Origin of the sequence: Emticicia sp. TH156, from assembly GCF_002855535.1 — a bacterium.
Taxonomy (GTDB): Bacteria; Bacteroidota; Bacteroidia; order Cytophagales; family Spirosomataceae; genus Emticicia; species Emticicia fluvialis.
In genome coordinates, this window is sequence record NZ_PKRS01000003.1 from 338,083 (window position 1) to 359,870 (window position 21,788).

Annotated in this window: 15 protein-coding genes; 6 read left to right on the forward strand and 9 right to left on the reverse strand. The window is 44.3% G+C overall.

The features are described from left to right. Nucleotides 1-88 precede the first annotated feature (88 nt). A complete protein-coding gene (locus C0V77_RS07830; protein WP_101725784.1) occupies nt 89-487 on the forward strand; it encodes a hypothetical protein in 399 nt (132 codons plus the stop codon). On the opposite strand, the gene C0V77_RS07835 is transcribed toward C0V77_RS07830, so the two are convergent. From C0V77_RS07835 to C0V77_RS07870, 8 genes are all read right to left on the reverse strand, one after another. Then, nucleotides 484-1,341, reverse strand: a complete 858-nt coding sequence (locus C0V77_RS07835) for a glycerophosphodiester phosphodiesterase family protein (protein WP_101725785.1) — start codon at nt 1,339-1,341, stop codon at nt 484-486. The two genes, C0V77_RS07830 and C0V77_RS07835, sit on opposite strands and share 4 nt — an antisense overlap. Continuing rightward, entirely contained in the window at nt 1,338-1,550 is a 213-nt protein-coding gene (locus C0V77_RS07840) for a hypothetical protein (RefSeq protein ID WP_101725786.1), read from the reverse strand. The genes C0V77_RS07835 and C0V77_RS07840 overlap by 4 nt, the downstream gene beginning before the upstream one ends. 211 nt (nt 1,551-1,761) lie before the next feature. Continuing rightward, complete coding sequence (locus tag C0V77_RS07845) at nt 1,762-3,117, reverse strand: PhoPQ-activated pathogenicity-related family protein (RefSeq protein WP_101725787.1); 1,356 nt, start codon at nt 3,115-3,117, stop codon at nt 1,762-1,764. A 39-nt stretch (nt 3,118-3,156) separates the two neighbouring features. Beyond that, nucleotides 3,157-4,446, reverse strand: a complete 1,290-nt coding sequence (locus C0V77_RS07850) for a hypothetical protein (protein WP_229236230.1) — start codon at nt 4,444-4,446, stop codon at nt 3,157-3,159. Nucleotides 4,447-4,657: 211 nt separating this feature from the next. Continuing rightward, nucleotides 4,658-6,010, reverse strand: a complete 1,353-nt coding sequence (locus C0V77_RS07855) for a metallophosphoesterase family protein (RefSeq protein WP_101725788.1) — start codon at nt 6,008-6,010, stop codon at nt 4,658-4,660. A gap of 88 nt (nt 6,011-6,098) precedes the next feature. Then, on the reverse strand, nt 6,099-7,739 hold the full coding sequence (locus tag C0V77_RS07860) for a SusD/RagB family nutrient-binding outer membrane lipoprotein (protein WP_101725789.1): 1,641 nt from the start codon (nt 7,737-7,739) through the stop codon (nt 6,099-6,101). A gap of 21 nt (nt 7,740-7,760) precedes the next feature. Continuing rightward, on the reverse strand, nt 7,761-11,150 hold the full coding sequence (locus C0V77_RS07865) for a SusC/RagA family TonB-linked outer membrane protein (protein WP_101725790.1): 3,390 nt from the start codon (nt 11,148-11,150) through the stop codon (nt 7,761-7,763). A 134-nt stretch (nt 11,151-11,284) separates the two neighbouring features. Continuing rightward, nucleotides 11,285-11,824 (reverse strand): RNA polymerase sigma factor, encoded by a 540-nt coding sequence (locus C0V77_RS07870; protein WP_101725791.1) that lies wholly within the window; start codon nt 11,822-11,824, stop codon nt 11,285-11,287. Nucleotides 11,825-12,276: 452 nt separating this feature from the next. Here C0V77_RS07870 and C0V77_RS07875 point away from each other — a divergent pair, with 452 nt between their 5' ends. Beyond that, nucleotides 12,277-13,425 (forward strand): P1 family peptidase, encoded by a 1,149-nt coding sequence (locus C0V77_RS07875; RefSeq protein ID WP_101725792.1) that lies wholly within the window; start codon nt 12,277-12,279, stop codon nt 13,423-13,425. Between the two features lie 126 nt (nt 13,426-13,551). On the opposite strand, the gene C0V77_RS07880 is transcribed toward C0V77_RS07875, so the two are convergent. Then, nucleotides 13,552-14,415, reverse strand: a complete 864-nt coding sequence (locus C0V77_RS07880; RefSeq protein ID WP_101725793.1) for an alpha/beta hydrolase — start codon at nt 14,413-14,415, stop codon at nt 13,552-13,554. A gap of 158 nt (nt 14,416-14,573) precedes the next feature. Between C0V77_RS07880 and C0V77_RS07885 the strand changes: the two genes are divergently transcribed. From C0V77_RS07885 to C0V77_RS07900, 4 genes are all read left to right on the forward strand, one after another. Then, complete coding sequence (locus C0V77_RS07885) at nt 14,574-16,976, forward strand: GH92 family glycosyl hydrolase (RefSeq protein WP_101725949.1); 2,403 nt, start codon at nt 14,574-14,576, stop codon at nt 16,974-16,976. A 78-nt stretch (nt 16,977-17,054) separates the two neighbouring features. Then, on the forward strand, nt 17,055-19,355 hold the full coding sequence (locus tag C0V77_RS07890; RefSeq protein ID WP_143706032.1) for a two-component regulator propeller domain-containing protein: 2,301 nt from the start codon (nt 17,055-17,057) through the stop codon (nt 19,353-19,355). Nucleotides 19,356-19,371: 16 nt separating this feature from the next. Continuing rightward, on the forward strand, nt 19,372-20,433 hold the full coding sequence (locus tag C0V77_RS07895; protein ID WP_101725794.1) for a polysaccharide deacetylase family protein: 1,062 nt from the start codon (nt 19,372-19,374) through the stop codon (nt 20,431-20,433). 167 nt (nt 20,434-20,600) lie between these two features. Continuing rightward, a complete protein-coding gene (locus C0V77_RS07900) occupies nt 20,601-21,782 on the forward strand; it encodes an exo-alpha-sialidase (RefSeq protein WP_101725795.1) in 1,182 nt (393 codons plus the stop codon). The last annotated feature ends 6 nt before the right edge of the window (nt 21,783-21,788 follow it).

The following is a 21,788-nucleotide window of genomic DNA, read 5'->3' on the forward strand; positions in this document are numbered from 1 at the left end:
TTCTTAAATTCTACTTATTATCAGGTACAGTTCTGAGCTTACTCATAACGTTTTCAGATGCCTTCATGCATATTTGAAAAAAGAAGTTATGAAAGCTTTTCAGAGTACTATAGCCTCGATACTATTATTGCTTAACGGCCTTGGCGCCATCTATGGCGGGTGGAAATTAATTACCCGCCCGGACGGGAGCAGTATGCGGATGTCGGTAAGCCTTTTAGAGCAAAGCCCCTTTCAGGACTTTCTGCTACCAGGTTTAGGTCTGCTTGTTTTAAACGGCTTGCCCAGTTTAATTGCCTTTGTGGGTATGTTAGCCAACCCCCGTAAATTCGCATGGGTGGTCTGGGCTCAGGGAGTTATTCTTTGCACCTGGATTACCATTCAGGTAATTATGATTGAAATGCTTCACCCTTTGCATCTGGTATGCCTGGCAGCCGGTCTGGTACTAATTTTAATTGGAAGAAACCAGAGCCGGCCGAAATTTGATTAATTGTTTTCTATCAGGGTTTTGTAAACCTTACGGACGTAGTCAGTCTGAATCAGGTCTACTTTCATAGCTGTGGCTTTTTTGTAGTTGGCAGGGGTATCTAACAAACCCAGCACATCAGAGAAGACTTTTACACCATGCTTGTGTATTTCTGCTACCAAGGTTTCGTTCAGGGTTGTCCAGCGAACATCAAAGGCATAGGGTTTCAGTTTTGCAACTTTATCTGCAATCTCCTCCGGTTTATCAAGAGAGGGCATCAGTTTAGCTTTCGGATACACCGTCTTTAGTGCCAGCAGGAAATCGTCTGACCCATAAAATACCGCATCTTTTAATAAATTATAGTCTTTTAGTTCTTTTACCAAAGGCTCAGGTGTTACGTCTTTGCAATCAACGTACAAATGGGTTTTGTGCTTATGTGCCTTGTTCCACTGCGCCACTAAAGCAGCGGTTTCGGTAAGTGTTGGTATACGCTCATCATTAAACGCTTCTTTCCAGCCTTTACCTGCCGAAAGTTGCTTTAATTCGTCGAGTGTATAATTCTTCATGGGTCCGGTACCATTGGTGGTGCGGTTCAGTGTTCCGTCATGCAGAATAGCCAGTTGGCCGTCTTTGGTGGTTCTTACATCAATTTCAATGTAATCTACTCCCATTTCCATTACGGCTTTAAAACTCGCCAGTGTGTTTTCTGGAGCCAGTGCAGAGTTACCCCTGTGTGCCGAAAGGTGCAACTGGTATTTTTCTTTCAGAATTTTTGATGAGTCAGACTGCGCATTGCCTGTCTTGTGAGTTAATGAAAAATCTTTGGCGCTAACTGACAGGCTAAGCGACAAAGACAGAATTAATAACGATGATTTCATGAAGAAATTTCTGTGTCTTTTTCAGAATCAATGATTTGAAGCGTGTGGGAGTCTTTCAGAAGTTGATTAAAAAACCGCTCAAGAATAGCAGAATACTCGGGCGACATCTCGTGTTCACCAATACCCGCCAGTAGTTCTTCCAACTCCGGTTGTGTGAGTTTACTGTTTAGTAATCTATCCATTAAGTATTCCGGACGTGAACGCTCCATACCTACATCTGACGGTTGAAAATAATTTTGCGATTATTTAAGGTACTCCATTTTTAATTACCTGCGATCCCTCCGGCATGTATTGACCGGTGAAATGCGGGGTGTCTAAAAAGCCAAGTGCGGCCAAATAATCTTTGCAGAAGAATATTTGCCTGAAAATACTTTTTAGACAGCCCCTTTATAAATTGTACCCTTTTAATCTTCGTGCTTATTATAACACTTTGCTGCCATCTACCAGAAACACTCTGGTACTAACCGTATAAGTGCCCCCGTTGGGGTCTTTGTACCTTAAGTCTACATAATAAGCAGCATAACCTTTTTTGGCATAAGGAAGGGTTGCTTTAATAACCGGTTCTTTGGCCAGTTTCAGGTTGTGGCTTTGCCACAAATTATTACGAAAATCTAGGTCTGACGACGTTGTGTACCATACCGTTGCGCCAACCAGGTCTGTTTGCAAAGCATTTATTGAAAGTTCTACGCCCTCTTTACCGTTGGTGGTGGTCCAGGTGCTTGCCGGATACTCCTTGTTCATTAATGTAAGACCAAAAAAGGCAGTAAGTGATTCAAAAGCCTGTTTGCCACCGGCCAGGTCATGCCCTGCATTAGGCGTATAATGAATCATGTTCTTACCCGGAATCTGGTCATAATAATGTTTGATAGCGTCTACCGTCCAGTATTCATCGTTCGTACCAATAAAAATAATTTTTGGTATAGTCAGTTTCTTACGATACGAGTAAGGGTCTATCATGGTTGTAAGCGCTCTGCCTTCTTTTGAATCTGTACTTTGCGGAATACCCAGCTTGGTATAATCTTCAATCTGGATACTGTATTCGCCATAAGATTTAAACTGGTAGTCGAGTGTGGCAGGCATATTCAGCATATCAATTACCATTGGACCAATACCTACTACGCGTTTGTCATCAATAGCGCTAGACAACCAGGTGGTCCATCCGCGTTTCGAAGCCCCCGAAATCACAAAACGATTTACTGCAAAGTTATTGTTTTTCCTGGCAAATTCCTGAACGGCGTCCATTGCCTTAACAGCCGACTTCACCATCGGAAACAACAATGGCCAGGTGTAATCGTTGTCTTTTTTGAAATTATGCAGGGTATAAGATATCAGCGCGTCTTCGGTCAGGTCGCCATACAAAGGTTGGTTAGGCACCTGCTTTATCAAAGCCACAATGGCTTTGGTTTTTTCGGCAGTTGCTGATAACGACGACCACAATCTGTCGTCTTTCGACCAGTTGGGTTGCTCGTCTTTATTTGAGCCACCTGTAATAAACAACAGGGCACCATCATATTGTTTTACTTTTGGCACAAAAATAGTCAACTGGTGTCGCCAGGTAATTTTTCTCCAGGTCTGTGACGTCAACACCAGATTATACATAGTAACGTTGTCTTTGGTAAGTGAGTCTTTTACTTCCCACTTATAAGTTTTGTCGCCATTATTCACATAGCTTTTCAAGGCAGTTTCGGGGGTAACAGAACCCTGAGCATAAACGCCTGCAGTAGTTACAACAGCAAGAGTAAAAAGAGTAACAAATTTCAGAAAGGTGCTTTTCATATTTTAGGTTTTTAGAGCTTGTTTAAATTCCTTTTATATTTATTGAGGTTTTGGACTTTCTTTTACTAATTTAATGGCCTGCTCCATATAAATTTCGGCGGTCATTTCGCCCAGGCTGGTGCGGCTTACGTATTCATATCTTTTAAAGCTGTTGAAATCAACCTTGGTAAGCATATAACCGAAGGCATCATTGGTAAGCCCGAACAAAAACGGAAGCCGGGTATTCATATTGCGTTTTACATAATAACCAATATTAGGCAGGGCCTCGCCGGGTATAGTCAGTATCTGCGCAGGGCCAATATTGAGCAGGTTCAGCTGGGTACTTACTATGTTTTCTTTTTCAAATGTAAACTTCAATGGAGAGTTTTTCAGAATAAACCGCATCATCTGAGAATCGACAGGAAACTCAATTTTCCTGGCCGCGCAGTAAATATCAGGGTTAGGCAATACAGCCGCCTTATCAACTATACGAAGTGCTTCATCTGCCAGCAACTCTCCTATTCTTATGCATTCGTCCCAGGTATTAGCTTCCTTCTGGCCCTCGCCTTCCTTGCCATATTCCAGGCGGGTATCTGCAGTTACCATTCCCCCCTGTGTGCCATTCATAAACAACGCAATGCCCCCGGCTTTGGCCTCAATACGGTCATAAAGAGGGCCACAAAGGTCAGGGCTCAGGATACCCCTACCTGAGCCTATCACTTCGGGGTGAACTGCATAATTCACCAAGGTCGCTATGGCTTTGCCTTGCCGGCTGCCGGTAGTGGCAATGGCCTGTATTACGCCACATCGTGGGTCATATAAAGCCGGTGCATAATAATTATATGCAATTTTGCCTTTGGCTTCGTCAACTGCTATTTTCAATGCGGCGGGTTCCAGCTTGCTGATGGCTTCATTTACGGCATCTGCTATCTGCTGCACGCACCAGTCAAGGTATTTCAGATCAGCATAAGATTTTCCGGATGCATCCGGAAAAGCATAGGCATCAGGCGCACTATGGGTGTGAGTTGCGCCAATGAGAATGTTTTCGGCAGGTATGCCCTTAATTAAAGCGCGTGATTTATTACCCAGAATAGAGCTCCAGCCCAGGTTGTCAACGTTTACAATGGCAATGCGGGTTGTTCCTTTTTCAAACACAATGGCACGCGCATATAAATCACCTTTTTTCTGGGTACTGGGTTTTGGTGTACCAATACCACCCGACACCGGCAACAAAGGGTTGGGGGTAATTACCCGCAGCGCAGCGCCCACTTTCAGGGTCTGCCCAACGGCTGCAGATAAACTTAAAAAACAAATTATAAAAAGGGTTGAACAGATGGCATTTTTTTTCATGTTAATCATAGGCATTAAGTTCTTTCGGGCGGTGAGTATCAGGCTGATTTACAATATTTTCCGGGTCTGATAACAAACCATTCAATATACTTCCCTCCTATTTAAAAAGGCTATTAACCGGCATATATTTTTTGACAAAACGCTTACTTTTCTGAAATAAAAAAAGGATAAGCCAATGGCCTATCCCCTGTTTTTAACATCACTTCTTGGGTTAGTTCTTCTCTGGTGTTTTCGGAATTTTATTAACCAGTACATTGGGTTTGCCGGGTTGTTTTTTCAATTCAAAAGAATCGTAAAGCTCTCCGGTTGCGGTAAAGGCTTTATACAAAAGCGAGTTACCCTCAACTGTTAATATCTGAAACAACTGTGTATTGCTGGCTTTGCGGTTCATCCAGGGGTCGTTAGATATATCATACATCTTTGGCCCTGAAACCGAAACCACATACACCGTTCCTGATGCCTGATTTTTATTACCCTGCCCGTTTACCGAATTACTTATTACGCCGCGTCCGTAGGCGTGGTCGTGGCCCTGCAATACAATATCAACTTTATGTTTGTCAATAATGGGTTTGAAACGCTTGCGCAGCTCAATGTTATCGCGGTTAGGCTTGGTCGAATAGAACGGATAGTGCAAAGTAATGGCGGTCCATTTACGCGGATTATTAGTAAGTACCGAATCAAGCCATTTGGCTTGTGCATTAGCAAAGTGCTCAGACTCATCAATTTCTTCAGCGTTCAGCGAAATCACCTTCAGGTCTGAATAATTCACTTCATAGCAGGTTTCTTCCAGGCCTTTCGGGCCATTAACAGGCAGGTTAAACTGGGGTCTCCATTGCGGCGACAGCTTCCCTTTGCCATATTCGTGGTTACCGGGTGTCATTACACTAGGCACGGTAGCATGAATATAAGAACCTGCATAGAACCATTCGCCCCACTCTACATCGTGGTCGTGGCGGTTAATCAGGTCTCCGGCATGCAACATAAAAGATACCTCCGGCATGGTTTTGTAGGCTTCTCTGATAACACGAGACCATTGCGACTTCACGTCATTCTGGGCATCGCCAAAATAAAGAAACGAGAGCGGCCTGCCGGGTTTATTACCAGGCATACGCATCTGAAACCATTCTGACCAGTGCTTGTCATACCCTACACGGTACACATACAAGGCACCCGGTTGAAGGTTTTCTATAACGCCCGAGTGGTAATAAGCATTTATTTCGGGTTCGTTCGGATATTTAACTTTCAGATTTTCTGAGATTGCATTAATGGTGCGGATGTTTTTCTGAAACTGTGTACCATCTGTAGCCTGAGCGAACTGTATTTCGCCCTTGCTAATGGTAGAATCTGTGCGCCAGTTTACTGCTACTGAGGTTTCAGGTGTGGCTGTCAGATTCAGGATAATTCTGTCTGGCGTGGCAGAAGGAAAAAGGACTTTTACGTCCATATTCAACGACCTCGCGTGGTCGTGTGGATGTTTGTGTGTCTGTGAAAAAGCCGTATGGAAAGTATTACTACAAATAAAAAAACAAAGAGCCTTTACCACATTTTTTCTGATACTATGCATATCTGAGAGGTTTGTGTTAAATAATTAAAAATTAGAGGCGGTTATAAAAAACCACCCCTAATCCACTTCTTTTCAAAACAATCTATAATTACCAGGGTTTACCTGTTCCCTGAACAACCCATGGTTTTGACCACGCACTGTTTTTGCCGTCTGCCTGCGAGAAATTGGTTATCTCAAGCTTATCAAGCGCAGCATTGGCATTGGCTTTATTGATATTCAATTCGTCCTGCATGTAGTAGAATCTCAATGGTAATGCCTGACGTTTTGCCGCCGGGCCGGCTTTCAGAGCCGGAAAGCCGGTTCTTCTGAAATCAAACCAGGCTTCAGTTGCGGCTGTCCAGCTTGCAATCCATTTTTGCTCCAAAACTTGTTTCAATGTACCGTCGTAGGCAACACCTGCATTGGTAAGGTAAGTAGTAGCCGCACCGCTTACGCCCCAGGTAGATAAAGATGCTTTCACACCTGCTTCGTAACGTGATTTTGCATCACCTGCCGACCAGCCTTTCAATGCGGCCTCAGCCAGAATAAAGTTTACTTCGGCTGCTGAAATCAAACGCGCTTTCAACAATGAGCCAGTAGCTGCTTTATAAATATCATTCAGGAACGAAACATGTGGGTTGAACGATGTCTGGCCCGGGGTAGGGTTCAGGTTATAAGCAGATGGCAACGCTGAGAAACTTGTAGGAATACCTACATACTCTGGGTCAGTGTCAATAAGTGTGCTACCTACTTTATCAGGAGACAAATATCTTTTACCACCTTCAATTTTATCAGTTCCGGCTGGCAAGCTGGCATCAACTACTAACGGAATCTCTACTTTATTAGCCCATACAGCCAGACGCGGGTCTTTCTTTGCCTGCAATGACTCTACTAATGTAGCAGCCATTTTAATACGGCGGTAGTTACTTCCGCTTACATCATAAACCGTGTTGGCAGGCCAGGAAGTAGCATCACTGGTACCAGGGAAGCCCATAGTGGCGTCGTCAGAGTTTGACGTAATAATCGGATACTGGCTGGCATTACCTGCAATTTTCTCGATACCTGCTTTAGCTACATCTGGTTTTTTAGATGAGATACGCATATAATAACGTAGGGCAAGCGAGTTGGCAAACTTTCTCCATTTGGTTGGGTCTCCACCGTAATACACGTCAACGTTATCAACTATGCTTGAGTACTCAGCTTTGGTTTTTGATAACAAGGTGTTGGCTTTTTCCAAATCGGCCAGAATACCTGTGTAAATAGCCTCCTGGCTATCAAACGAAGGAAGGATATCCTCTGTTTTACCTAACTCACCTTTTAGGGCAGAAGTATAAGGTGCATCACCCCACAAGTCGGTAATTAAACCAAACATGAACGACTTCATTACCAGTGCCACACCCTGATGATACTCCAGGTTAAGCGCTACGGCTCTGTCATACACCAACTGGTTGTTACGTAGTACGTCGTAGTAGGCACTCCAGCTTTGGTTGCCACCCCAGTCATAATCATTATGACCAGACGACCAGGCATCTTTTTGCGTGTGTTGAACCACACCGGCGATATCCTGATACCCAAGGTTAACATAAATTTTTGCGGCTTCTGTAAGCACCGTTGGCAATACCAGGTTAGGGTTTACCAAATCAGGCTGCACCCCATTGGGGTTTTTGTTTACTTCTGTCAAATCTTCGCACGAAAAGAAGCCCGTAAAAAGAAAGACTAATGCTATTATTTTTTTGTAACTGGTTTTCATTGATTTCAGAGTTTAAGTTTTTTAGAAAGTCAACCCTAACTTAAAGCCTACAGGCATAACCCAAGGCATTACGTTATATCTTTCTATACCTTGTTTGAATTGAGTACCTGCCTGTGCACTGGCTTGTGGCTGATACGCCATCTCTGGGTCTATACCGATTTTCGCGGCTGTCCAAAGCATGATGTTACGGCTGTAAACTGATACGTTGGCACTTTGCAGACCCAATCTTTTTACAAAGCCAGATGGAAGCTCATAACCCAAAGAAACTTCTCTTAGTTTGATAAACGATGCATCAAACATGGCAGCTCTTGTGAAATCCCAAGGGTAGTTGTCGCCGTAAGGGATAATTTTTGTACCAGGGCCACCCAGGTTTTCTGTGTAACCTACTATTTTGCCAGATTCGTCATACTGTGCAATTACACCAGGGTTGAACACACCGTAAGGATAGGTATTGCCACCGTAAGTGTAAGGAAAACCGCCATACTCTGCAGTAGGGCCACCCACAATGTTGAATTTGTTACCTACTACACGCACAAGGTCGTTGTTAACCAGGTAGTCACGAAGCGCCTGGCCAGATAAACCGTTAGGGTTAATCAGGTTGTCAAGGAAACGTTGCGATTTAAGGTCAGACTCACCGTAGCGATACGTTTGTGATATAAAGTCACCACCTTGTCTCCAGTCGAACGTCATGTTCAGGCTAAAGTTTTTGTAGCTCAATGAAGTTTGAAGACCAAGGATGAAATCAGGGTTGAAGTTACCGATTTTGTTACGGCTGTTGCTGGCGCTTTTTGCCTGCCATGAACCATCAGAATCAAGAATCGGATATCCGTAATAGGGAGACGATTTGTCTGTTACTGTAACAAGCTCTGAGTCATAAATATCACCTACAGTTTCGCCTACGTATGTCCAGGCTCCACCTTTAGCGTCTGTCCACAAAGTATAGAAATCAATACCTGGCGACAATTCTTTAATAATTGTTCTGTTTCTGTAGAAGTTAGCCGTCAGATCCAATCTCCAGCCGTTTCTCTCCAATGGTGTACCACCCACGGTAATTTCGGTACCTCTACTAACCAACAAACCTGCGTTGATGTTTTTTGAAGTATAACCTGACGAAGGAGGCAATTTGGTTGGAATAATCTGGTTTCTGTTCTCAACCATGTAGTAAGTACCCGAAACGCGCAATTTGTTTTTGAACATGGTCAGGTCAACACCCAGGTCATAAGAAGTAGCAATCTCTGGTTTCAGGTCTGGCAACAAGATTGTACCTGACTTAGACAAACGAGTGATACCGCTCCATGCTTCGTTACTACCTAAAGTATTAAGCAAGGCATAAGGGTTGGTATCATTACCTACCTGAGCTACACCGGCTCTCAGTTTCAACATATTCAGGTTTGGTGAAGAATTGGCAAACAATTCGTTAGCCAATAAGCTCACCGAAGCAGCAGGGTAGAAATAAGAACGGTTTGCTGAAGGCAAGGTACTTGACCAGTCATTTCTACCTGTCAGGTCAACAAACACAAGGTCTTTGAAACCAACAGTTGCAGTAGCATAAAGGCTATAAACAAGCTTTTTAGAATAATAGCTGCTATACTGTAAGTTTGTAGGCGCAATATTCTGAAGCGTAAACAAGCCCGGAATAATAAGACCGGTACCATTACGGCTTTGGTTGGCTACGTCTGAATATTTGGTGTTACGGATGTTACCACCTGCAGAGAACGTCAGCGAAAGGTCGTTAACATTTTTGTTATAAGTTGCCAGGAAGTCGGCATTGCTTTCAAAACGTCTCAGGTTAATAAGACCATAAGCACCACGTGGCTCAGCAGTGTAGCTGCTTGCGATTTTAGTTTCGCGGTTTTCACCGTAGCTGTCAAGTGAGTATCTACCCATCAGGCTTAACTCAGGAGTTATCTGGTAGTCTGCCTTCATGTTACCAAACAGACGGTTTCTTTCAAAGGCGTTTTTCACTTCATGAGCAAGGAACCAAGGGTTATTGAAGTTTTTGGCAGACTGCGATTTTTGTTGCAGACCTTCCTGGCCAGGCACCCAGTAGTCTTTCAGCTCGTTGATATCAATATGAGGAGATAACGCATACGCCCATTGCAATGGGTTGGCGCCTCTTTCACCGGCAGGGCGGTTGTTAGAGTTGTTACGGCTCAAATCAATGTTAGTGCTTAATCTCAATTTATTGCTTAGCTTCATTGAAGTAGCAACCGCCAATGAATTTTTGAAAAGGTCTGAACCAGGAATGATACCACGGTTGGTCATATTTGAATACGCCACACGGTAGTTAATAAAATCATTACTGTTAGAGATTGAAATACCATTGGTAGTTGTAATACCTGTCTGAACGAAATCTCTTACGTTGTTCGGGTGAGAAACCAGCTCAGTGGGTATTGATTTACCATTGGCATCTTTAGGGCTGTTCCATTGAATAGCCTTATAACCTTTGTCAAGCTCCGGGCCAACACCACCAGCTGAACCTTCGTCAATCTGAAGGATACCACCCGGATACGGGTTTTTGTCCGGTGTGAAAGGAAGGATACCCGTAGCAAATTTATGGTGGAAATCAAGGAAACGGTACGGTTGGTCAAAAACGGTATTGGTTGTAAGGTTAACTGTCAGTTTCTTAGCTTTTGAACCATTCTTGGTTGTAATAAGCACCACACCATTACCCGCTCTTGAACCATACAGCGCAGCTGCGCTTGGCCCTTTCAGGATAGACACGCTCTCTACGTTGTCTGGGTTCAGGTCAGAAATTGCGTTACCGTAGTCAACACGGTTGTCGCCACCAATCTGGCTTACGTTGTTAAGGGTGTTAATGATAGGTACACCGTCAATTACAAATAGCGGCTGGTTGTCGTTGCTCAAAGATTTGGCGCCTCTGATAACCATACTCACAGACGAACCCGTACCACCAGTGGCATTAATTGCCACACCGGCCACTTTACCTGCCATGGCGTTCAAAACGTTTTCGTTTGAGATACGGCCCAGGTCTTTGCCATCTACCTTACCAATTGAGTAACCAAGCGATTTTTCTTCGCGTTTGATACCAAGGGCGGTAACTACCACCTCTTTCAGGCTTTCAGAGCTAAGTTCAAGCGCTACATCTACTGTACTTCTGTTGCCAACAGGCACATCAATTGCCTGATAACCCACAAACGAGAAAACCAGAACTGCATTGCTACCGCTTACTTCAATAGAGTAAGTACCATTGGCATTAGAGCTTGTTCCGCGCTGGGTTCCTTTTAATGCAATGTTAACACCGGGCATGGCAGTACCGTCTTCTTTGGCGGTTACCTTACCTGTTACGACCCGGGTTTGTGCCCAAACCGCCGGAGCACATACCCCCAACAGGAATCCATAAAGAACCAAACCCCTAAGCATGCTTCGGAGAGTAAAGTTTAACTTCATAATATGTGTTTTTTAAGTGAAGATTGAATTGTAACTCAAGTTTTAATTAGTTTTTACTGAATTACTCATCAAGTGGTGAAATGTACTATTCTGTTTAAATTATTAAATTTTTAATTATGAAGAAGGTGGATATTCTAAAGAGCCAATGTCATATCAATGCTACCGCGCAGAAACTGTTTGGCTTTCACAAGCTGATTTTTAACTGTATTTTTTGATATACGCATCATTTCAGCAATCTCCTGATAAGATTTACCGTCTTCTACGTTCAGCTTCAGAATCATCTTTCGTTTAGCGGGAAGGCTGTTCATTGCATTGCGGAGCAAAACTATTTTGGCCTCTTCGGCGTCAGTATCGCTCCCGTGGTCATCGGCCATCATTTGCATATACTGATGCTGAAGTAACTGGTTGCGCTCCATTTTTTTTAGGTAGTCAAAAGCCATGTTTCGCAGGCAGGTGAAAATGTAAGAGTTGAAGTTCAGCTCCGGATTAATCTGCTCACGGCGGTTCCAAATCTTGATAAAAACTTCGTGTAACATATTTTCTGCCTCTTCCTCATCTTTTATAATGGCCATAGAAAACCGGATGCCCGGCTCTTTATAGTGATTATATAATTTAGTAAAAGCCTTGCTGTCTCCGGCCGCGACTTTCATAATTATGTGATCGAGTGCTTCCATAATGTTAGCTAAAGTTAGGATAGATTGTAATTTCAGGTAAAAAAAGAAACATTAATAAATGCAAATTATTCATCCAATAATACCAATCAGAAAAAGCCGTATTTTTGCTGCTCCGTGCTAACGCAAAATTTTAAAATACAAGCAAAAAAATTGTTGATTAATTCTTATTCTGACTCCTGAACTGGCAGTTCAAAAGCTGCTGAGACATTCTGAAATTGTATGGCTGAATAATTATGAAATAAATGTACAAGGATTTCGTAACATTATATTCGCATATTACGTAAAATAATCCTCAAAAAGCGCAAGGCCCCTTTTTATTAACTTTAAGCTAAAATTGGGGTATATTTTATTTACATTTTTATAAAATTGCGTCGTCGCACATCCTCAATTTGCGTTTTTTTTCAGAGCCTCAACATTTCTGCTATCTTTATTACAGCTAAACATTAACCCCGATGAGTAAACTACTTTTTGCCTTTATTTTATTAAGCCTGCCCATTGCAGCACAGAAACCCCGTGCCCGCCAATTAGGCATACCTTTTAATGGTAACCCGGGTGCCTTTAATACCATTACCGACGTGCCGGGTGTAGAAGTAGGCTACAAAACACTTATAACCGGAAAAGGCGAACTGCAAACAGGGAAAGGGCCTGTTCGTACCGGGGTAACCGTAATACTACCCAAAGGTAAAACAGATGCGGGTTATCCTGCCGCATGGTTTTCTTTAAATGGCGATGGCGAACTTACCGGCCTGCCCTCCATTGACGACTTCGGCCTGGGTTATGGCCCTATAGGCATTACCAACACCAACAGTGTGGGTATTGTAAAAGACGCCATAGGCGAATGGTGCTTTAAAAGATTTTCGAAAGGAGATTTTGTTGACTATTCTTTCGGGCTACCCGTTGTGGGTGAAACGTATGATGGTATACTGAACGACATCAACGGCCTGCACGTAAAAAAAGAACACGTCTGGGAGGCGCTCGACAACGCTAAAACAGGCAGCTTGGCCGAAGGCAACGTGGGTGGTGGCACCGGCATGGCGCTTTACAGTTTTAAAGGGGGCAGCGGAACGGCATCAAGGGTTTTTACAATTGCATCCAGGCAATACACCTTGGGAGTTTTTGTACAGGCCAACTTTGGTAGAAGAGACGAACTGACCGTTGCAGGTGTACCTGTAGGTAAAGAAATACAGGATTTTATGCCCATACTCAACCGCGACAAAAGAAAGGATGGTTCTATTATTGCCATTGTGGCCACTGATGCGCCTTTGCTGGCCGGCCAGCTTAAATTACTGGCCAAACGGGTAACACACGGCATAGCCCGCACAGGCACTTATTCGCACCACGGGTCAGGAGAAATCTTCCTGGCATTTTCAACGGCTTCGCCTATATATAATAAGGATAACACGGAAGAGCAATGGAAGGTGATACCAAAAGGACATCTGGACCCACTTTTTAAAGCTACCGTTGAGGCCACAGAAGAGGCCATCATCAATGCCCTGGTAGCAGCCGAAGACATGGAGGGTATCAACGGAAACAAATACTTCGCCATTCCGCATGACAGACTGAAGGCTACTATGAAAAAATATAATCGGTTAACAGACTAATACAAATCGCACTCGGTGAAACTCCGTGCAGAAATCAGTGTTTCTCAGTGGTAAGGTTCTAATCAAGTTTTTTACCACTGAGTTGCTCAGCGTTAAAACTCGGAGTTTCATTGTTAATAATATAGTTTACCCGGCAGGAAAAACACGCTGCAGCCAAACAGTCAGCTTCGTATAAACATCAAAAAGGCTTTTCCGCATTTCATGCGTTTCATTCGGATATAGTTCCAACTGCGAACGCAATCGTAAATCCTGGTATTTTTTGTGCAAAGCTTTTGCCTGTTGCACCGGCACCAGTTCATCGCTTTCGCCATGAAAAATAATTACAGGCACAGCGTTATCTTTATTTATTTGAAGAATCGGACTTGCCTCAACGGCCACAGGTGCATCAGGGTCGGGATTACCTAAAAACTGAGTTATTATATCTCCACTGTTCTTGCCCTTCCTGAAATCCACATCCGTCAGGTCAGTCGGGCCAACAATATCAATAACGGTTTTTATCTGCCTGCCCTTGTCGTGCTTATAGGTATATAATAATGATAAATGCGCCCCTGCGCTTACACCCAGCAAAGCAAACTCACGGCTATTAAAGCCATATTGGCCAGCTTTAGCGGTAAGAAAAGCAAATGCGTTTGTTAAATCTTCCATTTGCGCCGGGAAAAGGTTACTCCCCTCTTTTAACAATCTGTAATTTAAAGCCACTATTCCATAGCCTTTGGCGGTAAGCGTGCCAACAAGCGTCTTCGGGAAATCGTTTTTACTGCCCCACTTCCAGGAGCCTCCATGCACATAAACAATCAGTTTTGTGGTTGTTGAATTATTTTTGGGCAGATACAGATCCAAAAGGTTTGCGGTTCCTTCTGCCGGGCCGTAACGCAGGTTCACATACTCCTTATAGGAGGAATCCTGCGCTGAATGGCTTTTGCTTCCGGCATGCACCGAAGCCACACTTACCAAACACAAAAAAGCTAATAACAGATGTATGGTTTTCATTGCTTTACGATTCTGATTATTAATACGCTATAAGGTATGTTTTGTACCAACGCAAAAAAGCCCTCATTGTTGTTTTTTTTCTTGGGGCAATAGTCTTGATACACAGTATTGAAGTACTTACACTGTACATCATAACCAATCTGAGCCCTGCTGAAAGTATGAACAAGTGTCTATATAAATATTCAACCCCAAACCGCCAATTCCGATTTAACCTTTTTGCATTAGGCCTGATTTTGATTTGGTTTACCCAATCATGTGCACGTAAAGAAGAACCCGCCGACTTGGTAGACCCCTTCATTGGCACCGATTATTTCGGACATACTTTCCCTGGTGCAGTTGTGCCTTACGGAATGATACAGCTTAGCCCCGACCACGATACCCAGGGCTGGACCTACAGCAGCGGATACAGTTATTCTGACAGCTCTATTGTTGGTTTCAGCCATACGCATTTCAGCGGTGTGGGCATGAACTCCGGCGGAGATATCCTGCTGATGCCCACCGTTAAAGACAAAATTCAAACCAGCCCCGGCACCAAAGAAAACCCCGATGCAGGCTACAGGTCAAGATATAATAAGGATGACGAAAAAGCCGTGCCGGGCTATTATAGCGTGGTGCTGAAAGACGAGAACATCAAAGCAGAACTAACAACCACCAAGCATGTAGGCATGCACCGGTATACTTTCCCGAAAGCCAGGCGCTCCAATATATTACTTGACCTGGGCCATGAGATAGGCAACGATGATAAAAGTGGTTTTTCTGCCCTAAAAATAGTAAGCGACAGCACCATTGAGGGTTATAAAGATGCCAACGGTACAATGGTCTATTTTGTGGCACAGTTCAGCCGGCCTTTTGATTATTATGGCACCTGGGATGCTGACTACAACACGCCGGAGTCGTCAGAGGGTTTCTGGCCATACAAAAATGAAGAAAAAGGCCGCAATGTTGGGGTTTTTGTCAGCTATGCAACCAAAGAAGCTGAGCAGATACTGGTAAAGGTGGGTATTTCATTTGTGAGCCTTGAGGGCGCGCGCAATAACCTGCAAACCGAATTGCCTCACTGGGATTTCAACCAGGTGAAAGAAAATGCGTACCAGGCCTGGAACAACGAACTGAAAAAGGTATTGGTAACAACTACTGACGCCGCCCAAAAAAAGGTATTTTATACAGCAGTTTACCGTAGCTTGCTGGCGCAATATACCGGGCAGGATGCCGACGGACAATACATGGGAATGGACAAAAAGGTGCATACTGCCAAAGGCTACGACTTCTACCCAAATTTCTCGTGCTGGGACACTTATCGCAGCCAGCATCCTTTACTTACCATTATTGCGCCTGACCACGTAAACGACCTCGTGAAATCAATAGCAGCCAAAACAACTGAATATGGCTGGTTACCGGCGCAGCATTTCAGAAACGTTTTCGGGCAAGGCATGGTAGGTGACCACCTGGTACCGGTTATTGTTGATGCTTATAAAAAAGGATACCGAGACTGGGATATTGAAGGACTTTACAACGCTATGCGTAAAAAGGCGCTTGAGGCACCACCTGCTCCATTGCCAGCCTCTAATGGCCGCTCAGGTCTGGCACAATACATGAGTTTGGGCTATGCCCCATGCGACGTCGTAACAGAATCAGTACCGAATACGCTTGAACTGGCCTACAACGACTGGTGTATTGCCCAACTGGCTGATGCCCTGGGTAAAAAAGAAGAGGCAGCCTTGTTTTACAAACGTGCCCTGAACTACCGCAATGTATATGATACCACCACGCAATTCATGCGCCCGCGTCTGAAAAACGGCAGCTGGCTGCCAGAAAAAGGCACTAATGAACAAGAAATAGTAACCGTAGGAGAACACAGTTATTATAAATATTTTGACCCACTACTGGTAGGCCGCCGCCCTAACCGCCATTATACCGAATCTAATGCCTGGCAATATCTTTGGTCGGTACAACATGATGTAAAAGGGCTGATTAACCTGATGGGCGGCAATGAAGCCTTTAATAAACGACTGGATACCTTTTTTGAAATGGATGCATCCATCAGCGAACCAAAATATGTGGGTGTGGTGGGTACCATCGGCCAGTATGTGCATGGCAATCAGCCGTCGCACCATGTGGCTTACTTATATAATTACGCCGCTGCACCCTGGAAAACACAGGCCAGAACGCGTGAAATCATGCAGAAGTTTTATCGCACCGGCCCGGGTGGTTTAAGTGGTAATGAAGACATGGGCTCGTTGTCGTCCTGGTATGTGCTCAGCAGCATGGGTATTTATCCGGTTACCCCGGGCAGCAGCCAGTATGCCATTGGTAGCCCCTTGTTTGATGCCGTTGAAATCAATTTAAAAAACAATAAGAAGTTTACCATAAAGGCCAATAATAATAGCACTCACAATAAATACATACAATCGGCCACACTAAATGGCAAATTTTTCAATCGTTGCTTTATTGACCAGTCTGAAATTACGGCAGGCGGAGAACTGGTTTTTGAAATGGGCGCAACACCTAACAAAAGCTGGGGAGTTGGGAAAGACGCCGTGCCATATTCGTTGACGAAATAGTAAATGGCGGATTAATGAATGATGAATTAGTGAATAAAAATTGAAAGTATTTACATTACTTTTAAAGTAGACAAGCACATGACAACCAGAGGATTGTTCAGCACATACAAAAAACTATGTTTTTTCTCTTTTTTGGGATTAACCATCACCTTTTTTATGTATGCCTGCAAATCTACTGAACAGCAGGACTCTGCCGCTACTTATAAAGACGCTCCTTTCTGGCAAGAATACCACGAGGCGTATCCCATTAGTGAAAATGACGAAGAAAATAACGTAAGAAGCATAGTTATCGACAAAGCAAATAATGTTTGGGTAGCCACAGCCTCTGGCATTTTCATGAAAAAAGCCAATGAATCCAACTGGGCATCCATTCAAAACGCAACTGACAAAGGCCCTGCTTTTGCGGTGAAAGTAGATGACGAAGGCACAGTATGGATAGGTACATGGAATGGCATTTATAGCTACAAAAACAATGAACTCGAAAAACTGACAGGCGCAATAGCACCCATTTCTGCTATTTGTACAGCCAAAGAAGGCGTTTATGCCTTAGGGCCTCACGGCATCTGGCTATTTGATGGAAAAACATTTAACAAACCACAATCGGATAAAGAAGGCTATCAGCTTCCGCGTTCTGTAAGAGACGTTATTTCAGACAATAAAGGCGGATTATGGATTGCCAGCGATGTGGGCTTATACCATACTAACAGCCACGAAACCAGGGTCTTCCGCAATAAAGAAGATGTCATCAGTGGCTACATCAAAGGTATAGCCATTGATAGCAATCAGCACCTGTGGGCAGGAGGTTTAGGCGGAGTGAGTATTATTCAGGCTGATAAAAAAATCAGAGAAATAACTCCGAAACAAGGCTTACCTACTGTATTTATTACCTGTGTAGAAACAGCGCCTAATGGCACTTTGTGGGTGGGTACCGAACAAGGCCTGGTTCGTTATCAGCCACATACATCAACGCCTGATAGTTCATATTCAATGCTTTTCAGTCGCAGATGGTTGCTGGATGACCACGTGAATGACATTGCCTTTGATGCCCAAGGCAACGCCTGGGTAGCTACTGCTAAAGGAGTAAGCGCCATTAAACACCGACAAATGACATTGGCGCAGAAAAACGATTACTTTATGGATGTGCTTATGAAACGCCACATCCGTGCCCCCTGGATAGCCGGACAGGCGCATCTGCGCATACCCGGAGACACCACAACATGGCAACCGGAAGATGATGACAATGATGGCGAATACACAGGCAATTATTTAGCTATGGAGTCTTTCAGGTATGCCGCTACCAAAAGTCCGGAAGCAAAAGAAAATGCCCGCAAGGCCTTTGGTTTCCTGAAACTGCTACAGGAAGTAACAGATACCGAAGGTTTTTTTGCACGTACCGTTGTTCCGGCCAGCTGGAGTTCGGTACATGACGGCAACCGTACTTTTACACCCCGCCAACTGGCAGACGAACTGGTAAAAGAACCTCGCTTTAAACCGGTTGAAATGCGCTGGCGCAAATCAAAAGATGGAAAATGGCTCTGGAAAGGCGATACCAGCAGCGACGAAATGTGCGGGCACATGTTTGGCTATTTTTTCTACTATGAATTAGTGGCCGACGAGGCCGAAAAAGCCATCGTCCGGCAGCATGTATCACGCATCGTAGACTATCTTATCAAGCATAATTTTAACTTTATTGACACAGACGGCAAACCAACCCGCTGGTCGGTATGGTCGCCGGACCAACTGAACCGTGACCCAGAATGGGCACCCGACAGAAACCAGAATTCGATGGAGATGCTGGCTTTTCTTAAATTTGCGCATCATATCACCAACAATGAAAAGTATCAGCAACAATACCTGAGGCTGATTAATGAAGAGCATTACCTCGACAATATGGCGCAGGTACCCAACCAGAACAGAGCATGGTTTATCTATTTTGACGCCATCCTTCAGGCATATCTTTACCCCATTCTTTTAAAATACGAAACCGACCCAGAACGGCTGGCTTTTTATGAAAAACACATAGACCATTGGTTTGAGACCCGTAAGGCAGACCATAATCCGCTTATTAACTTTATTTACTGTTATTCAAGAGGCAAAAAAAAAGAGGTAATCAATTCGGTTGATTTCCTGAAAGATACTCCGCTTGATTTGGTAGACTGGCACATTGACCACACCAAACGGGAAGACATACAACTGGTAAGAAACATAGTGCTTGATGAACTGCAGGTTTCTGAACTACCCCCTGCCAGTATCAGAAAAACCGTCCGGTGGGACAAAAACCCTTTTGATGCCCGTGGTGGAGACCCACAAGTAGAAAGAGAACCCGTTTTCTGGCTACTACCCTACTGGATGGGCCGGTACACAAACATGATTCAATAAATAAATTACCATAGAAATGATAAAGCTCAAATCAACCCTCCTCACAGGCCTGTTCTTAGCCTCTGCCGTTTTTGCACAGGCTCAGGAAACATACGCCGAAAAACTGGGTTTCCCGAAAGGCAAAAAAGTTGTGATTTTCCATGTGGACGACTGCGGTATGTCTTACTCGTCTAACCAGGGCGCTATTAAATCAATTGAACAGGGCGTGGCAACTTCATGCAGCATTATGATGCCCTGCCCCTGGGCGCCCAGCTTCATTAAAAACTATATTCAGAAGAAAAACCCAAACCTGGATGCAGGCTTGCACCTCACCCTTACCTCTGAATGGAAAGACTACCGCTGGGCTCCGGTTGCAGGTTTCGAACACGCACCCGGCCTTGTAGACGAAGAAGCCTGCATGTGGCATTCAGTTGAGCAGGTGGTAAAAAATGCTTCGGCCGATGAGGTAGAAAAAGAAATCAGAGCGCAGCTGGCGCGTGCCCACAAAATAGGCTTAAAGCCAACACACCTGGACTCGCACATGGGTACACTCTTTGCGCATCAGCCGTTTCTGGAAAGATACATTAAAGTAGGTATTGAAAACGGCATTCCGGTTATGTTCCCGGGTGGCAATAACAAACTACTCATTGAATGCCTCAATGCGCCGGTCATTAAAAACCTGAAAGCCAAAGGGCAATGGAAAGAAGGCATGCAGTTACCCGTACCAGCGCTTGTAAAACAAACCAAAGCCGTAGGTGAAATGATATGGAAAGCAGGTTTACCTGTACTTGACGACCTGCACACCATTAGTGGCGACTGGAAACCAGAAGGCAGCAACATAACTGCCGAAGCATGGGGCAAATATAAAGCACAGAAATTTATAGAAACCCTGAAAAATATGCAGCCCGGCGTAGCCATGCTGATTGTGCACAGCAGCGATATAACAGACGCGTTTCAGTACATCAGCGGTTCAGGCGGCTCACGATATGCCGATATGCTTTCAATGATGAACCCAGAACTAAAAGCCTACATTGAAAAAGAAGGCATTATTCTGACTACCTTCCGCGAATTGGCTGAGAGACGTAAGAAGGTAAAATAACACAGCAAACACGTAGAGCCGCATTGCATGCGGCTTCAGGGGCAGATGCGAACAATAAAATCATTATTCAGCCATTTGAATTGCAAATCACATTAGTTGATACCCCAATTCTACCATAAGACGCATTGCAATGCGTCTCTACCAATAAAAAAACTGATAACGCCTTAATGAAAAAAACACTAACATTACTTTTATTATTATCTATCAGCAGCTGGCAGGCTATCGCACAGCATCCGGCCATATTGCATACGGGTATTATATTTCCTGTACAACCACAGCACGTGCATGGCAGCAGCATTGTAAGCCTGCCTAACGGCGACTTTCTGGCTGTATGGTTTCAGGGAAGTGGAGAACGCACAGCCGACGACGTAAAAATTATGGGAGCCAGACTACGCAAAGGCGAAAAAACCTGGAGCGAACCATTTCTGATGGCCGATACCCCCAACCTACCTGACTGCAACCCGGTTGTTTTTCTTAACCAGGAAAACAAACTTTTTCTGGTATGGATAGCCGTGCAGGCCAATCAGTGGGAACAATCCATACTGAGAGTCAGAACCTCTACCGATTACAACAAGCCCGGCGCCCCTGTCTGGAACTGGCAGGATAACATTCTGCTGAAACCCGGCGACGACTTTGCCAAAGAAGTGGCCAGCCGTTTCAAAAATATGCCTGAAACCCACGCAGGCTGGGCCGGTTATGCCCCCAAATATGACGACATGATCATAAAAGCCGCTACTGATGCCACCAAACGCAGCATAGGCTGGATGACCCGCATTAAACCATTATTACTGCCCGGCGGACGCATTGTACTGCCTTTGTATTCAGACGGTTACAATATGTCAATGATGGCAATCTCTGACGACAACGGCACAACCTGGCACCCGGGCTTACCACTGGTTGGCCGTGGCCCTATACAACCTGCCGTTGTTCAAAAGAAAAACGGGAATCTGGTTGCCTACATGCGCGACAGCGGCGACGGCCCCACACGTGTGCACATCAGCGAGTCGACCGATAAAGGCGAAAGCTGGTCGGCCTCTGTTAAAACAGATATACCCAACACAGCCAGCGTAGAACTACTGGTTTTGAACGACGGCCGCTGGGCATTTTTAGGAAACGATATCTATGATGGCCGGTACAAGCTAAGCCTGTATCTGTCAGACGATGAAGGCAAAACCTGGAAATGGAAAATAAAAATGGAAGACCACGACCCAAAGAATGGCGGTGGATACTCTTACCCTTCTATGATACAAACCAAAGACGGGCTTCTGCACCTAACCTATTCGTATCATCCGGAAAGTAAACAAAAATCAATTAAATATGCCGTGGTAGACCCACAGAAAATCAAGTAAATTTCC

Bases quoted from the DNA above. Each gene is read 5' to 3' on its own strand.
- C0V77_RS07830 (WP_101725784.1), top strand. From the start codon at position 89: ATGAAAGCTTTTCAGAGTACTATAGCCTCGATACTATTATTGCTTAAC.
- C0V77_RS07835 (WP_101725785.1), bottom strand. From the start codon at position 1,341: ATGAAATCATCGTTATTAATTCTGTCTTTGTCGCTTAGCCTGTCAGTT.
- C0V77_RS07840 (WP_101725786.1), bottom strand. From the start codon at position 1,550: ATGGAGCGTTCACGTCCGGAATACTTAATGGATAGATTACTAAACAGT.
- C0V77_RS07845 (WP_101725787.1), bottom strand. From the start codon at position 3,117: ATGAAAAGCACCTTTCTGAAATTTGTTACTCTTTTTACTCTTGCTGTT.
- C0V77_RS07850 (WP_229236230.1), bottom strand. From the start codon at position 4,446: ATGAAAAAAAATGCCATCTGTTCAACCCTTTTTATAATTTGTTTTTTA.
- C0V77_RS07855 (WP_101725788.1), bottom strand. From the start codon at position 6,010: ATGCATAGTATCAGAAAAAATGTGGTAAAGGCTCTTTGTTTTTTTATT.
- C0V77_RS07860 (WP_101725789.1), bottom strand. From the start codon at position 7,739: ATGAAAACCAGTTACAAAAAAATAATAGCATTAGTCTTTCTTTTTACG.
- C0V77_RS07865 (WP_101725790.1), bottom strand. From the start codon at position 11,150: ATGAAGTTAAACTTTACTCTCCGAAGCATGCTTAGGGGTTTGGTTCTT.
- C0V77_RS07870 (WP_101725791.1), bottom strand. From the start codon at position 11,824: ATGGAAGCACTCGATCACATAATTATGAAAGTCGCGGCCGGAGACAGC.
- C0V77_RS07875 (WP_101725792.1), top strand. From the start codon at position 12,277: ATGAGTAAACTACTTTTTGCCTTTATTTTATTAAGCCTGCCCATTGCA.
- C0V77_RS07880 (WP_101725793.1), bottom strand. From the start codon at position 14,415: ATGAAAACCATACATCTGTTATTAGCTTTTTTGTGTTTGGTAAGTGTG.
- C0V77_RS07885 (WP_101725949.1), top strand. From the start codon at position 14,574: ATGAACAAGTGTCTATATAAATATTCAACCCCAAACCGCCAATTCCGA.
- C0V77_RS07890 (WP_143706032.1), top strand. From the start codon at position 17,055: ATGACAACCAGAGGATTGTTCAGCACATACAAAAAACTATGTTTTTTC.
- C0V77_RS07895 (WP_101725794.1), top strand. From the start codon at position 19,372: ATGATAAAGCTCAAATCAACCCTCCTCACAGGCCTGTTCTTAGCCTCT.
- C0V77_RS07900 (WP_101725795.1), top strand. From the start codon at position 20,601: ATGAAAAAAACACTAACATTACTTTTATTATTATCTATCAGCAGCTGG.